At 45.5% G+C, this 14,681-nt stretch carries 9 protein-coding genes; 7 read left to right on the forward strand and 2 right to left on the reverse strand.

Going from position 1 to position 14,681, the window contains the following annotated elements:
* The first annotated feature begins 255 nt into the window (after positions 1-255).
* Complete coding sequence (locus H735_RS07750) at positions 256-1,875, forward strand: endonuclease (protein ID WP_020195604.1); 1,620 nt, start codon at positions 256-258, stop codon at positions 1,873-1,875.
* A 141-nt stretch (positions 1,876-2,016) separates the two neighbouring features.
* Here the strand turns inward: H735_RS07750 and pulA are convergent, their stop codons facing one another.
* On the reverse strand, positions 2,017-6,006 hold the full coding sequence (gene pulA, locus H735_RS07755) for a pullulanase-type alpha-1,6-glucosidase (RefSeq protein ID WP_020195605.1): 3,990 nt from the start codon (positions 6,004-6,006) through the stop codon (positions 2,017-2,019).
* A 516-nt stretch (positions 6,007-6,522) separates the two neighbouring features.
* Here pulA and H735_RS07760 point away from each other — a divergent pair.
* The 6 genes from H735_RS07760 to pdxY all read left to right on the forward strand — a co-directional run bounded on the left by H735_RS07760 (position 6,523) and on the right by pdxY (position 13,933).
* On the forward strand, positions 6,523-7,728 hold the full coding sequence (locus H735_RS07760) for a tetratricopeptide repeat protein (protein WP_020195606.1): 1,206 nt from the start codon (positions 6,523-6,525) through the stop codon (positions 7,726-7,728).
* Positions 7,729-8,198: 470 nt separating this feature from the next.
* On the forward strand, positions 8,199-8,645 hold the full coding sequence (locus H735_RS07765) for a helix-turn-helix domain-containing protein (RefSeq protein ID WP_009706527.1): 447 nt from the start codon (positions 8,199-8,201) through the stop codon (positions 8,643-8,645).
* 445 nt (positions 8,646-9,090) lie between these two features.
* Entirely contained in the window at positions 9,091-11,271 is a 2,181-nt protein-coding gene (speF, locus tag H735_RS07770) for an ornithine decarboxylase SpeF (RefSeq protein ID WP_005429232.1), read from the forward strand.
* A 65-nt stretch (positions 11,272-11,336) separates the two neighbouring features.
* On the forward strand, positions 11,337-12,647 hold the full coding sequence (gene potE / locus H735_RS07775; protein WP_005437812.1) for a putrescine-ornithine antiporter: 1,311 nt from the start codon (positions 11,337-11,339) through the stop codon (positions 12,645-12,647).
* Between the two features lie 126 nt (positions 12,648-12,773).
* Entirely contained in the window at positions 12,774-12,956 is a 183-nt protein-coding gene (locus H735_RS07780) for an AbrB/MazE/SpoVT family DNA-binding domain-containing protein (RefSeq protein ID WP_020195607.1), read from the forward strand.
* 107 nt (positions 12,957-13,063) lie between these two features.
* A complete protein-coding gene (gene pdxY, locus H735_RS07785; RefSeq protein WP_020195608.1) occupies positions 13,064-13,933 on the forward strand; it encodes a pyridoxal kinase PdxY in 870 nt (289 codons plus the stop codon).
* 83 nt (positions 13,934-14,016) lie between these two features.
* On the opposite strand, the gene H735_RS07790 is transcribed toward pdxY, so the two are convergent.
* Positions 14,017-14,511 carry a hypothetical protein gene (locus H735_RS07790; protein ID WP_020195609.1) on the reverse strand — a complete coding sequence of 165 codons (495 nt, stop codon included), beginning with the start codon at positions 14,509-14,511 and terminating at the stop codon, positions 14,017-14,019.
* Positions 14,512-14,681: the final 170 nt, after the last annotated feature.

Raw genomic sequence — 14,681 nt, forward strand, 5'->3', positions numbered from 1 at the left:
AAGATGCCGCTCTTTTTAGTCATAGGTAGCGATATTCCACTTTGAACTCCCGCCTTCTTTCTTTGCATCTCTTTGTTTTTTATCGCACAACCGACGTTGAACAGATGAAAGAAACAGTACGCAGTTTGTGAGATGTGCTGCACGATAATGAGAATATTCACATTCATGCAACGTCAAACTGTGATTTATGACTTACTCATGTGTAATTGTTATGTTTATCTTTTTGGGGATTTATATAACTAATGGAAAATTATAATGAAATCCATAACGAAACTCCTCTGTCTCTTACCTCTCATTTGCTCTCCAATCGCCTATGCTGAGGTCTTGAATGGAGACTTTGAACAGTGGAATGGTAATGCACCAACGCAGTGGTCTGTGATTGATTCCGGCATTGCTGTTTCACCGACCAGTGACCCGCACCAATCTGGTGGTCTTGCGGCTCAAGTTATCGTAAATACAGGTACCCAAAGCAACACCGACTTTTTGCAAACCATTAATGTGGAGCAAGGGAAAACCTACCCATTTTCTGTCGCGGTTTATCATACGGAAGGTAATGTTAAAGCGCGTTTGGTCGTTGATGGATACCACAGCTACTCTAATCCTCAGCAAACCAATCAGTGGCAACAACTCACGCACAGTTACACTGCATCATCAAACAAAACGATCAATGTCGGGTTGCGCTTTTATGATGAGTCGGGTTTTGACGGTTCTGAAGTCGTTTATGTCGATAACTTTCAGCCAAACCAAAATGGTGGCACTCAGCCACCGGTAGAAAGCTGTAATGACAACGAAGTGTTACTGACATTGAACACTGACAGTTATGGCTCAGAAACCAGCTGGGAACTGAAGGATAGCCAGTCACAAGTGTTGTTTTCTGGCCAAGGTTTCGAATCGTCGAAAACTTACGAAAAAACCATGTGTCTAGCGAACGGCGATTACCAGTTTACGATCAGTGATAGTTATGGTGATGGCATTTGTTGCGGGAACGGTAGTGGCTCATACGCCTTAATGTTTGGCCAAACCACATTAGCGTCTGGTGGTGAATTCACGAAATCTCAAACCACAAGCTTTACTCTTGGCGGTTCAACGACGCCTCCGCCTGTTGTGGGTGAGTACTATAAAGCCGCAGAGGGCAAAACAGGTTTTGAGTTGAAAACAGCGCTGTTTAACATCATCAAAGATCACACAGGACGCGGCTACTCAGCGATTTGGACCTTAGTGAAAGACGCGGACATAGACAACTACTACGAGAAAGATGGCTCCATTCTCGATATGTATTCTGAAAAACCATCTGGCAGCGATACGGTGAGCTTTACCAAAGTTACAGACCAATGTGGCCAATACAAAACGGAAGGCGATTGCTACAACCGTGAACACTCATTCCCTAAGAGCTGGTTTGGTGGCAAGGTTGAACCGATGAACTCCGATGGTCACCACCTGTTTGCAACTGATGGCTATGTGAATGCGAAGCGCAGCAACTGGCCATTTGGTGAAGTGGGTAACAGCACTTATGTATCTAGCAATGGCTCAAAAGTCGGCTCAGCAAGCTCTACTTTGGGCTATTCAGGAACGGTATTTGAGCCTATTGATGAGTTCAAAGGTGATTTTGCTCGTGCGTATTTCTACATGGCGACGCGCTATGAAAACGTCATTGGCAACTGGGAAAGCAACTCTAGCAACTCTGACGCGGTATTGAACGGCACGAAAACGACCGTCTTTGAACCATGGATGCTGAACATGTTGAAACGTTGGCACAAAAACGATCCAGTCAGCGCGAAAGAGATCAGCCGTAACCAAGCGGTGTTTGAGTTCCAAGGTAACCGTAACCCGTTTGTGGATCACCCTGAGTTTGTAGAGATCATTTGGGGAAACTAACCCCGTAGCTAAAGCAAATCATTAGAAACAACAAAGCCGCCATCGTCACTGTTCGGGCGGCTTTTTTTATGCCGTTTTACAGGCACAAAAAAGGGGAGGTTTTACCCTCCCCAAGCTAGCACATGATTGCGCCTACTGTTTTTAGTTCTTAGTCACTGTCACGATTGGTGCTGCTTTATCTGCTGCGTTGAAGTGGAAGTTGTAGTTTCCTTCTTCTGCAATCGTGATCTTAAGGTTCGCACTTGAACCGCCTACATCCATAGTAACGGCTGTGTCTAGCTCAACACTGCCTTCGCCACCAAAGTTGGTTGCATCAGCCCAATCTGCACTTGCGATCTTCATTTCGTAGCTGCCTGTTGCTAGGTCGATATCTAGCGAGTAAACATCTGCTGCAACGTAAGTGAACTTCGCACTTGAGGTCTCAGCTGGAGTATCCCAAGTCGTGATTGTGCCGCGCAGGAACAGTGAAGTTTCACCGAACGTTGGAGCGTCTGCTGCTTTCGTTACAGAAACAACTGGTTTGTCAGCTGAATCGCTTTGCTCATGAATTGCATTTAGAACGAAAGTGTATTTGCCTGTTTCAGTAACGGACAATGCACAGTTACCCTCAGTACCCAAGTCTAGAGATCCAGAAGCTTGTTCTACGTAATCACAGCCAAAGTTTGGTGTACCCCAGCTATCATCAGCAAACTTAAAGCCGTAATCACCTGCTTCAAGTACACCCGTTACTGAGTACATACCGTTGCCAATGAATGACATTTCCCATTCTTCTGATGGATTCCAACCGTTCATGTCACCGCGAACATAAACTTTGGTTTCACCGTAAGGAGGAATGCTCGATACGTCTTTGTTGTCAGTGTTTACTGGTAGACCTGCACCTTGAGCGCCGTTTTGTGGTTGAACAAATACCGCTGTTGTTAGTGCTGGAACCGTAAAGGTTTCGCCTGAGAAGCTTGCGCCTTTCACACGGCTATCAGCAGAGTCTTTTTGAACTTCATGCAGTTCGAAGCCAGTTGCACCTTCAACTTTGAACGATTTCGTTTCTGATGTTGAGTTCACTACAGCCACGATTGCATCGTAGTTCGCGTCGAGATCTTTACCTGCTGATACTCCGTCATCAATAGACATGACGATCAAGCCTTCCACTTGGTCTTTGCCTACGTTGCGGAAGTCAACGCGGTTCATGACTTCTTGAGCAGTATCTAAACGGAACAGTTCGCTTGAGCTACGAATAGTCAGTAGTTCTAGGAATTGTTGCTTAGTTAGCTCGATATCGTCAGTGTTTGGCATCGCAGTGCTGTCAGCAACGATAGTTTTGATCAGCTCCCAGTTTGCGCCGTCTTTGTCTTCACGAGGTAGACCGACGTTCCAGTTGTTGTCGCTACCGTCGAAGTAAACGCGGTTGAACCAGTCACCTGAATCGTATGAGTCACGCTGCATTGATTTCGAACGCAGTAGCTCAGAACCCATGTGGATGAACGGGATACCTTGACCAAGCATTACTGTAGATAGAGACACAGTTTGCATACGTGCGCGGTCAGCAGATGAAGTGCCAGTCGCGATCTTGTACGCGTTGTTGTCCCATAACGTTTGGTTATCGTGCTTAGATACGTAAGAGATGTTCTCAGAAGGGATCTTAGTGTAACCCGCTGGCGCACCGTTGTAGTCTACGTTCTTACCAAGTTTAGTCTCACCTTCAAAGTCTAGAAGAACGAATTCTGCTAGGTTACCTGCCATGCCCAGACGTACTAAGTCTTGGTTGTGTAGACGACCGTTTACAGATTCCGCATCTGTCTTCGTTTCTTCGTTCGGGTAACCTGCGTTACCAAAACCTTGGTTAAAGCGAAGTGGGTGCTTACCTTCAGAGTCCACACCGCCATCGAATGGACTACCACCACGAACCGCGTCACGTAGGCGGTCAGAGAAGGTACCGATGCCAGTGCCAGCCATGTTGATTTGTGTTGCTTGGTCGAAGCGAGCGTTGTTTGCTACTTCACCGAAGTCCCAACCTTCACCGTAGAATAGCGTATTTTCATCGACTTCTTTAACGCGCTTCAGAGCGTATTCCATCAAGTCTTTTGGTTGGTGTGCCATCAAGTCAAAACGGAAGCCGTCAACTTTGTAGTCGTCCGCCCACACAAGCAATGAGTCAACCATCAGTTTACCCATCATCAAGTTCTCCGTTGCTGTGTTATCACAACAAGTTGAGTTCTCAACGCCACCTGTGTTCACATTCAGACGGTGGTAGTATCCTGGGACGATCTTATCTAGGACAGATTTTTCGTTTACGCCCGATGCGTTAGTGTGGTTGTACACCACGTCCATAACCAGCTTCAGATCCATTTTGTGTGTCGCTTGAACCATTTCACGGAATTCAAGGATACGTTTAGAACCGTTTGGATCGGTCGCGTAGCTGCCTTCTGGAACAGTGTAGTGGAATGGGTCGTAACCCCAGTTGAAGCTGTCTAGCATGCGTAGATCGTTCATCAGTGCTTGTGCAGCACCCGTTGCTGGATCGTAGCTGTTTAGTACATCTTCAATGATTTTAGCGTCGTCTTCTGTTTCACAGATTGAAGCTGCTGGTTTGATGCCACATAGCTTGCCTACGGTATCGGTGATATCAACGCGGTTTGCTGCGTTTTCGTCAACCGTTGCAATATCGAACGCTGGCAGGATGTGAAGCGTGGTTAGACCTGCGTCTTTCAGTGCTTGAAGGTGAGTAACCGACTCACGCTCAGGCTCTGTCAATGCAAGGTACTTACCGTTTAGAGATTGCGTACCTTTAGTATCACTAAAGCTGAAGTCACGAAGATGTGATTCGTAAAGAACGTGGTCTTCATCTTTTGCAACCGTTGGGCGGTCGTAGTTATCCCACTCTGCTGGTTTCAACGCAGCGCTGTCTAGATCGACAACTTGTGAGTACATTGAGTTTTGCGACAAGCTTAGCGAGTAAGGGTCAGTCACTAGGCGAGTTTCAACAACACCAGTCGTTGGGTGGTAAACCTTCACTTGGTAACGATAGAATTTGTTCAGTACGTTGCCTTGCGCTTCCGATTCCCAGATACCTGTTTCTGGGTTCTCAGTCATTGCAACTGTTGCTTCTTCCGCAAAGTTCGCATCGTAGATGATTAGGTCAACGTCTTGCGCTGTTGGTGCCCAAAGTTTGAATGTTGCCGCGCTACCTTCAACAATTGCGCCCAACTCTTCACTGATTGCATTACCTGCATCTTCATCTGCAAATACGGCATCAAGCACGCCTGGTTTTTGTACTTCAGTAGCAGAAGTCACATCGCCATCGGCATTGTAAGCGACCATTACGATTTGTGACTTCAAAATCGTACGTAGTGTCTCTGCATTCACGTCGATACCCGCCGCTTGCAGGCTAGCAAGGTGACGGAAACGCTCTTTTAGTTCATCAGACAAGTCGCCAGCTTTTGTCAGCTCAACCGCTGTACCGCCAGTGATTTGCTTGTCTTCATCCATCTTGATGTCATTGGTCAAGCTGTAGTAAAGCTTCATTGAGTCAGCACTACCTGCCGCTTCCCAAGCGATGGTTTCAGCGTCTAACCAATGGGCTTTTTGACCATCGATGTCTACAGGGCGTTCTTCGATTGGCTCGTAGTAAAGCTCGCTGCTGCCGTGGAAGCCGAATAGACCTTGTGATTCACCTAGCTTGGTCAGTTCCACTTTAGAGTTTGCGCTGCCGAAGGCTTTTTCGTCGCCTTTGTGCAGGATGAAGTTCATACAGTTGTGCGGGTCAGACGCATCTGGATCGACTTTAAGCACGTAGTACGCACCGTAAGTGTCGCTGATGCCATCGAATGGAAGTGGTGATGCCCAGTCTGTACCACCGTCAGCAATACCCATTGCTTCTAGGTCAGTACTGGTACAGCCTTCACCATTCCAAAGGTGCAGACCCCAACCTTCGTAGTCGCTTGCTGTTGAAGCTGATGCTACGTCACGTTTGTAATAGATGACAACTTCGTTCTCTCCCGCAGGGTGTAGGCCAGAGCCCGGGTTCGTTGTGTCATCGCTAGAGCTATCACTGCCACAACCGCTGATAACCGCTACGGAAATCAAAGGCAGAACGGTTTTGGCGATCGCTGATAATTTAAATGTTTTATTGTCCACGTTTACAAATCCATTGTTATTGAATTGATAATAGATTGGCAAAATGCCGAAAAGGAAATGTTCAACTAGATGCTAATACACTGAACTATCAGCAAAATGTGAGAGCAGGCCGTTAAGTTTTTTACAAGTGAAAATTTTCTATCACAGTAGATTTTGTTCACAAATTAAATAATAAATCGTTCGCATAGTGAGATATCGAGCACAGCCTAATGATGTAAATTTTTATAGGAGGAGAAAGGGGGGATGATAGGGGATGAGAATGTCTAAGCCCCAAAACTGTGACTTATTTCTATAAAAATAAGGGGGATATTTATCGACTAAAAATAAGTTTGGTTGATATTGAATAAAAAGACGTCATTCATGACTTGTAAACTTCAGATTTTACTTACACGGTCGTTATATACTAGAGACGGTGTGCGCTTCATTGCGTGAGCGTATTGACACCCAAATTCGAATTTACAAGATTTTCCTATCGAAGGGGAAATCCTTATGGGCCCGATTTAAAAGAGGCGGTTTATGAGTAGTATGGGCATTGCTATTGCAGCAACTGGCCTTTCACTCATCCTGATATTTGTTTGGATGATCTCGTTGTCGATGCGAAAGCAACGTCTCGAGGCAGAGAGGAAAGCGCGCGAGGCGGCGTATCGCAAGGCGATGCAAAAAGCGCGAGAGCAAGAACGTAAAGAACGTGCGTTTAAGGCGGAAACGGGTCATGTACCGACCATTCTTTATTTAGCAAAAGAAGCGGAACGAGAAAACATCAAGCAAGCTCTGTATTGGTACGACAAAGCCGCCAAACTGGATAACGTTACCGGCATGTACGGTGTCGTTCGTTTGGCAGAGCGTATGCGTGAAGACGTGATCTTAAGAGAGCAAGCCAACTTTTGGCGCACGGCGATTGCGGGCTTAGAAGGGGATGTTGAGGCGAAGTTTGCCACTGGTAAAGCGCTCGTATTTGGGCGTGGTACAGAGAAAAACATTCCCAAAGGTCACCAATTAATCGAAGAAGCTGCTGATGAAGGCTGTATTCCAGCCATGCTGTATATGGGTGAGTGGCAGTTATCACCAGAAAATACATCAGGCCAGCGAGCAGACGCCTTATTTTGGTTTATGAAAGCCGCAGAACAAGACAGTGCGGATGGTAAAATCCAAGTCGGCCTTTGTTACCTCAATGGCATTGGTACTGAAAAGAGCATGGTAAAAGGCTGCTACTGGTTAGAACGAGCAGCAGAATGTGGCAGTGCAGAGGCCATGTATCATGCCGGTGAAGCTTGGAAAGACACGGGCAAAACAGGTAACGCGATTGCTTACGTTTGGTTGTTCCTGTCTGCGAATATGGGGTATGAGCCCGCGAGAGTTGTGCGCGATGAGGTTGCCAGCAACATCGGTGTCGATGTGGTGGTTGGCTTGCAATCAATCGCTAAGCCGCTACAAAGAAAGTTAGCGTCTGGTGTTGTGAAGAAGCATTCCATCATTCGTGCATTGAACAAGGTCTACAAACGTGAAGTTTATTTCCCTGGTGAAGAGGAGCTAAACGAGCTGCTCAATGAGGAACATCATGATGAAGCAAGCCTCCTCGGTGACACACCAGAGTTGAACTTTGAAACGGAGATGCCTGTTCAACAAGAGTTTGCTCCTCCACCAAAGCAACCTTCCAAAGAAGTGCTCGATTTTACGCAAAACTTTTTACAGCCACAGAATCTCAACAAGCCTCATTCGTGAGGCTTTTTTATCACTCAAATTCTTCTTTATTCCATTGTTTGCATAATTGTTGAGTGATCTTTGTGCAAAGCTTCAACAGAATTTTACTTGCCACCAATCTATTCTTATATAAATCGAAAAATAGAGGGAAATCCCCCCTTGCTGCAAATACATGAATTAAGCTCCAATCCGTTATTATTGATTAGCTCGTACTATAGCTATGAAAATAATTTGTTAGATTAAATTGTGTTTTTCTAATGACACTCATTACTTTAACTAATATTTGGTATTAAGTTTTATATTACTAAATCTTAATTTCTATTTTTGGTTTAAATTTGTGTCTGTTGATCTTTAACTAAATTAAGCGCAATATACCCAAAAAAAATAGCGCACACTCTGCGTATAAATACAGTAAGAAGCAACCTGTTATTATCCTTTTCAACATAAAGGGGCAACGTCATGCTCTTTTTATGTCCATTAGAGATTTGTGTATGTTGAGAATCATTAGTGCAGATAAGTTCATCTCTTCAAGGTTTATCTTGGAATACAGCAAAGTGGAATTTGCATCTTTGTTGGGTGTTTCCGTTGCTAAGATAACCAATATAGAGAACGGCAAAACATCGATTCCCCCGGTGTACGATTACGCCATCAATCACTTGCTTAGTGAGCACCCGTTTAAAGACAGTGCGATGGATGCCTTGTGTTCCCATGAAACGCTTAACTTTGCTCGCCGTGTCGATGTAAACAGTAAGGTGCAACGCTTGTCGTGTAAGCGCTGTGACAGCCGAAGGCTACATGTGATGGCTGGCATGAGTGGCCTGTACTTTGTCGAATGTATGGACTGCAAGCACACCATGTATTCGTCTGGTAATGCGGTGAAACGGTATCAATTGTGGTCAAATAACGGCGTTAAACTCGATAGCCATTTGTTCGATTAGACTTGATCTCTACGTTTGTCGAAGAAAGCACCAAAGAACAAACAATAACGTAAAAAGCCATCAGCAGAAATGTTGATGGCTTTTTGTTTATGGTTTATAAATTGTTAAATATAAGCGTATTTATTGTGTTTATTATTGCTAATAAATCAATCTAGTTAAATATAGAGTGATGAAAATCGCAAAATTTTATTTTCTTTTGATTCCTTTTTTAATAATAACTGGTGAGGTCACATAATTCTTCACCTGAATTCAATTTAAACCAAAATTCAATATCATTGGCTTATCGAAAGGAAAGTGATTAAGATCGCGAAATTTTATTTCGAGAAAATAAGGGTTTTAATTATGAATCAATAATCACGAAATTTGTTTTTTGAATTTTAAATATTAATTTTACTTGTAATATCTGTGCTTGTCGTCTTTACAGAACAAATAAGAGATATTTCAAATGAAACGTTTAATTATCGGTGTTAGTAATTACATGCCAGAAGACTTCAGTTTATTATCTGAATCTTTGGATGAGCAATTTAACCGAACTTTAAAGCCACTTGAGCACGTCGAATTAACTGACGTTGGCGCTGCAATTATTACTTCTGCAGATATTAAGGCTGGTCTACACAAAATTATTTCTGAAACGGGTTATGGCATTCCGGTTTTCTTAGTAACAGATGAAAACCCAGTTTCAGCAGAAGATTACGTATGGTTAACCGGCGTTATCGATTTGGAAAGACAGTCAATTGAATACTACGGTCGCCAAATCAATGAGGCTGTCACCAAATACGAATGTCGCCTACTTCCACCTTTCTTCAAACAATTGACTCACTACGTGGAAATGGGCAACTCTGCATTCGACTGTCCAGGACACCAAGGCGGTCAGTTCTTCAAAAAACACCCAGCGGGTAAACAGTTCTACGATTTCTTCGGTGAAAACCTATTCCGTAGTGACTTGTGTAACGCGGACGTTGATTTAGGTGACTTGCTGATCCACGAAGGTTCTGCTCACCAAGCTCAAGCACACGCAGCAAAAGTGTTCAACTCAGACAAAACCTACTTCGTACTTAACGGTACTTCGGCTTCAAACAAAGTGGTTTGTAACGCGTTAGTGACCGAAGGTGACTTGGTTATGTTTGACCGTAACAACCACAAATCAAACCACCACGGTGCATTGATCCAAGCGGGTGGTATGCCAGTTTACCTAGAAACAGCACGTAACCCTTGGGGTTTTATCGGTGGTATGGATGAGCACTGTTTTGATGAAGAATACATCCGTGCTCAAATTGCGAAAGTGTCACCAGAACGTGCTCGTGATGAACGTCCATTCCGTCTTGCGATCATCCAATTGGGTACTTACGACGGTACCATCTACAACGCACGTTACGTGATGGATAAGATTGGTCATCTATGTGATTACATCCTATTCGACTCGGCATGGGTGGGCTACGAGCAGTTCATTCCTATGATGAAAGACTGTTCTCCACTGCTACTGGATCTGAAACCAGAAGATGCGGGTGTGATTGTGACTCAGTCTGTTCACAAGCAACAAGCTGGCTTCTCTCAAACCTCGCAGATCCATAAAAAAGACCACCACATCAAAGGTCAGGCTCGCTACTGTAACCACAAACGCTTCAACAACGCGTTTATGATGCACGCGTCCACTTCACCATTCTACGCGCTGTTCTCAGCATTGGATGTGAACGCGAAGATCCACGATGGTGAAGCGGGTCTACGCCTATGGCGTGATGCGGTTAAGACGGGTATCGAAGCACGTAAAGAAATCCTGAAAAGTTGTGAGCTGATTCGTCCGTTTATTCCTGACCAAGTGGATGGTCAACCATGGGGCAGCTACGACACCGATCTTATCGCAACCAATAAGAAGTTCTTCATGTTCGAGCCAGACGCAAGCTGGCATAAATTTGAAGGCTACGGCGAAGGTCAGTACTTCGTTGACCCTTGTAAATTGCTACTCACCACAGCAGGTATTGCTGAAGATGGTAGCTACGCAGACTTTGGTATTCCTGCAACGTTATTGGCGAACTTCCTACGTGAGAACGGCATCATCCCAGAGAAGTGTGACTTGAACTCTATCTTGTTCTTGCTAACTCCAGCAGAGGATATGGGTAAGATCCGTCATCTTGTGGCGCAAATTAACCGCTTCGAGAAATTCATTCGTGATGATGCGCCGCTAAACATCGTGCTTCCTCGCGTCTATGAAGCGAACAAAGAACGCTACCGTGGCTACACCATCCGTCAGCTATGTCAGGAAATGCATGACATGTACAAAGAGCTGAATGTGAAACAGCTACAAAAAGCGATGTTCCGTAGCGAATACTTCCCAACCATGGTGCACAAACCAGATGTGGCAACACGCAAATACTTCCGCGGCGAGTGTGATTACTTGCCTCTGAAAGAAGCGGTAGGTCGTGTCGCAGCAGAAGGTGCGCTTCCTTATCCTCCAGGCATTATCTGTGTGATCACGGGCGAAATCTGGACTCAACAAGTGGTCGATTACTTCTTATCTCTAGAAGAAGGCATCAACCGATTCCCAGGCTTCGCACCAGAGATTCAAGGTGTGTATCTAGAAGACGTCAATGGTCGCACCACCGCCCATTGCTACGCCCTTAAAGATTAATCTACCCCGTTCGCATCGTGACTTGGTTGTCGCGGTGCGAACCGTTTATTCGTGGAGAATAATTTATGAGTACTGAAACCAAAAAAATGTCGGTGGTGCAGCTAACCATTCTGACATTCATTAACATGGCTGGCTCGGGCATCATTATGTTGCCAAGTAAGCTGGCGCAAGTGGGCACGATTTCGATTCTATCTTGGCTGATTACTGCGGCGGGTTCATTGGCTCTTGCCTATGTCTTTGCAAAGTGTGGTCGCTTTAGTAAACGTGACGGTGGTATGAATGGCTATGCGTCGTACGCGTTTGGTAAATCGGGCGCGTTTATGGCAGGTTGGACCTACGGCTTGTCATTGTTGATTGCCAACATTGCGATTGCGATTACCTGTGTCGGTTATGGCTCGGCTTTCTTCGAAGTGACCTTGTCGCCAGTCGAAACCTGTCTGTACACCATCGCTATCCTTTGGATTTGTACCTTCGCTAACTTTGGTGGTGCGAAGATAACTGGTCAAATCGGCTCGTTTACAGTCTGGGGTGTTATCCTTCCTGTGTGTTCTTTGGGTATTGTTGGTTGGTTCTACTTTAGCCCAACCATGTACGTAGAAGCGTGGAACCCACACCACTTACCATTTGGTGAAGCAGTAAGTGCGTCGATCGCGATGACACTTTGGGCATTCCTAGGTCTTGAATCAGCTTGTGCGAACTCAGAAGCAGTAGAAAACCCAGAGAAGAACGTACCAATCGCAGTATTGGGCGGTACGCTGATTGCAGCAGTGGTTTACATCGTTTCAACCAACATCTGTTCTGGTATCGTAGCGAACTCTGAACTTGCTGCTTCTACAGCGCCATTCTCAACAGTATGGACAGTGATGCTAGGTTCTACGGCGGGTAAAGTGGTTGCGGGTATGGCCGTTCTTGCTTGTGCAGGTTCATTACTGGGTTGGCAGTTCACTATCGCGTCCGTATTCAAATCATCTTCAGATGCAGGTTTCTTCCCGAAACTGTTCTCACAAGTTGATAAACGCGGCACACCAATCAAAGGTATGGTGGCCATCACGGTTATCCAATCGGTGTTGTCTTTGATGACCATCTCGCCAACATTGAACGAACAATTTGAAGCGCTGGTTAACCTTGCGGTAGTGACGAACGTTATTCCTTACATTCTATGTATGGGCGCAATCTTCATCATGCAGCAAGTGGCGCACGTGCCTGAGCGCGAAATGAAGACCACGAATATCATTGCGCTAGTCGGTTCTCTATACAGCTTCTACGCATTGTACGGCTCTGGCTACGAAGCCATGATGTGGGGTTCAATCGTTACCTTCCTAGGTTGGAGTGCGTACGGTCTGATTGCTTCTAAGCATGAACCTCTCGTGAACTAGTTTTTTCAATCGAGCCTTCCCATACGCGGTGTGGAAGGCTCTTTTGCTTTTTATCCATTCAGTAAGTTAAGGAAACAACACCACTCACAACGTGAAAACTCATTTTCGACAATTGGGGGACGAAAGATGATTAGCCAACCTGTTAAGATCGGTGACGATACCGTCGTAGTCATTCCAAGCGTGATCCTGAGCGAGCTCGGGATAAGGGAAGGGGACACCCTCGAAATTGCGCTCAATAAAGACAAAATGGAAATTAAGAAAATGGTTCTGAAAACCAGCTCTCCAAACGATTCCAGCGAAGAAGGCTAGAATTGAGTTAGAGAATCTTGGTTTGTCGGATACACTACTGGTTTCGCAAATCTGGCGCTCGCCGCTGTCTTTGAACTATTGATAACAACAAGAAGAGGTCTGGTACTATGCAAGGTATCCTCTCTATACAATCTCATGTTTCTTTTGGTCACGCTGGTAACAGCAGTGCCGTTTTCCCAATGCAACGCATGGGTTTCGAAGTGTGGCCTATTCACACGGTTCAATTTTCTAACCACACCCAGTATCAAGAAGGCTGGACGGGGCGTGCGTTTTCGGCTGATGACATCAGCGAATTAGTTCGTGGTCTTGGCAATATTGGCGCGCTAGAGAAGTGCCAAGCCGTTCTGACTGGCTACCAAGGCAGTGCTGAGCAATGTCTGGCAGTAGAAGATACCGTCACTAAAGTTAAACAAGCGAATCCAGAAGCGCTTTACGTGTGTGACCCAGTGATGGGCGCGCCAGACAAAGGCTGTATTGTTGCGCCGGGTATCGCAGAAAACTTGTTGAATCGTCTAATGCCAATGGCGGATGTGATCGTGCCTAACCAGTTCGAGCTAAGCCAATTTGCAGAGATGGAAATTCACACGTTGGATGACGCGATTAACGCGTGTCAGCGTGCGCTAGCAAAAGGCCCTAAAGTGGTGTTGGTGAAGCACCTTTACTGCCTGTCAGATGACAGCTTCAATATGCTACTTGCGACACCAGAAGGCACTTACCTAGCGAAGCGTCCTCATTTTGAATTTGCTAAAGCACCCGTAGGCGCTGGTGATTTAATTTCGGCGATTTTCACCGCTGGTCTATTGAAAGGTTGGACGCCAAAACAAGCGTTCCAACACTGCCACGATGCTTGCTACGGTGTACTTAACGCAACTTACCAAGCGGGCGAATGGGAACTGCAAACCATCGCAGCACAACAAGAGTTCGTTGAGCCGAGCAAGCACTTCCCATTGGAAGAAGTGACACTCAGCCAAGCGTAATTTCAGGCTGTAAGCAGTAAAAAGGGAGCACCTAGCTCCCTTTTTGATTTCTATAGCCTGTTCTACACAGCGTTAAGTCTGCCCTAACAGCGAGAGGTATCAACCTTAAAGCTGTGTCCATCAGCGCCTTTTCCATCCATGCGGTAGTAGGCGTAGCATTTACCTGCCATCAGCGCTTCTGGTGATTCGTCATTGCCATACCCAACCATGGAGTATTGGTTGTTCTCGATGAAGACTAAATCTGTCTGTTTCATCTCATCGGTGATGGTTAGGTTATCGAAGAAGCTGACCTGCTCACCGCACTCACTTTGGGTTTCTGGGTAGCCATTGTAAAACTCTTGATACCCAGCGGCGGTTAAGACGCACTGGTCGGCCCCGTGGTCTTGCTTAAAAGCTTTCGCATTCTGATTGAGAATAGAAACGTGATACTGCATGTCGGCAAAGATCACTTGGATGGCGGCTGTGCGGGCATCAGAAGTACGTTGGTTGGAGTGATAAACGGCATACGCGGTTAAGCCTCCGAGCACGACAGCCGTTAGCAGCCACTCTTTCGACGAGAATCCAGACAACAATCTCATTGGTTTTTACCCTAAATACAACTCAACCATGCGCATAACAGGGCGGGATTCTACGCATGGTTTGAGGGAATTTTAAGGGCAAACTGCGTGTTTCAGAAAAACCTGACACAAACTTGAAGAACGATCAAATTATGAAGAGAGGAGCATATTGCTCTAATGCCGTTCACTTA

This window comes from Vibrio owensii CAIM 1854 = LMG 25443 (assembly GCF_000817815.1).
Taxonomy (GTDB): Bacteria; Pseudomonadota; Gammaproteobacteria; order Enterobacterales; family Vibrionaceae; genus Vibrio; species Vibrio owensii.

Bases quoted from the DNA above. Each gene is read 5' to 3' on its own strand.
- H735_RS07780 (WP_020195607.1), top strand. From the start codon at position 12,774: ATGATTAGCCAACCTGTTAAGATCGGTGACGATACCGTCGTAGTCATT.
- H735_RS07750 (WP_020195604.1), top strand. From the start codon at position 256: ATGAAATCCATAACGAAACTCCTCTGTCTCTTACCTCTCATTTGCTCT.
- speF (WP_005429232.1), top strand. From the start codon at position 9,091: ATGAAACGTTTAATTATCGGTGTTAGTAATTACATGCCAGAAGACTTC.
- potE (WP_005437812.1), top strand. From the start codon at position 11,337: ATGAGTACTGAAACCAAAAAAATGTCGGTGGTGCAGCTAACCATTCTG.
- H735_RS07765 (WP_009706527.1), top strand. From the start codon at position 8,199: ATGTTGAGAATCATTAGTGCAGATAAGTTCATCTCTTCAAGGTTTATC.
- H735_RS07790 (WP_020195609.1), bottom strand. From the start codon at position 14,511: ATGAGATTGTTGTCTGGATTCTCGTCGAAAGAGTGGCTGCTAACGGCT.
- H735_RS07760 (WP_020195606.1), top strand. From the start codon at position 6,523: ATGAGTAGTATGGGCATTGCTATTGCAGCAACTGGCCTTTCACTCATC.
- pdxY (WP_020195608.1), top strand. From the start codon at position 13,064: ATGCAAGGTATCCTCTCTATACAATCTCATGTTTCTTTTGGTCACGCT.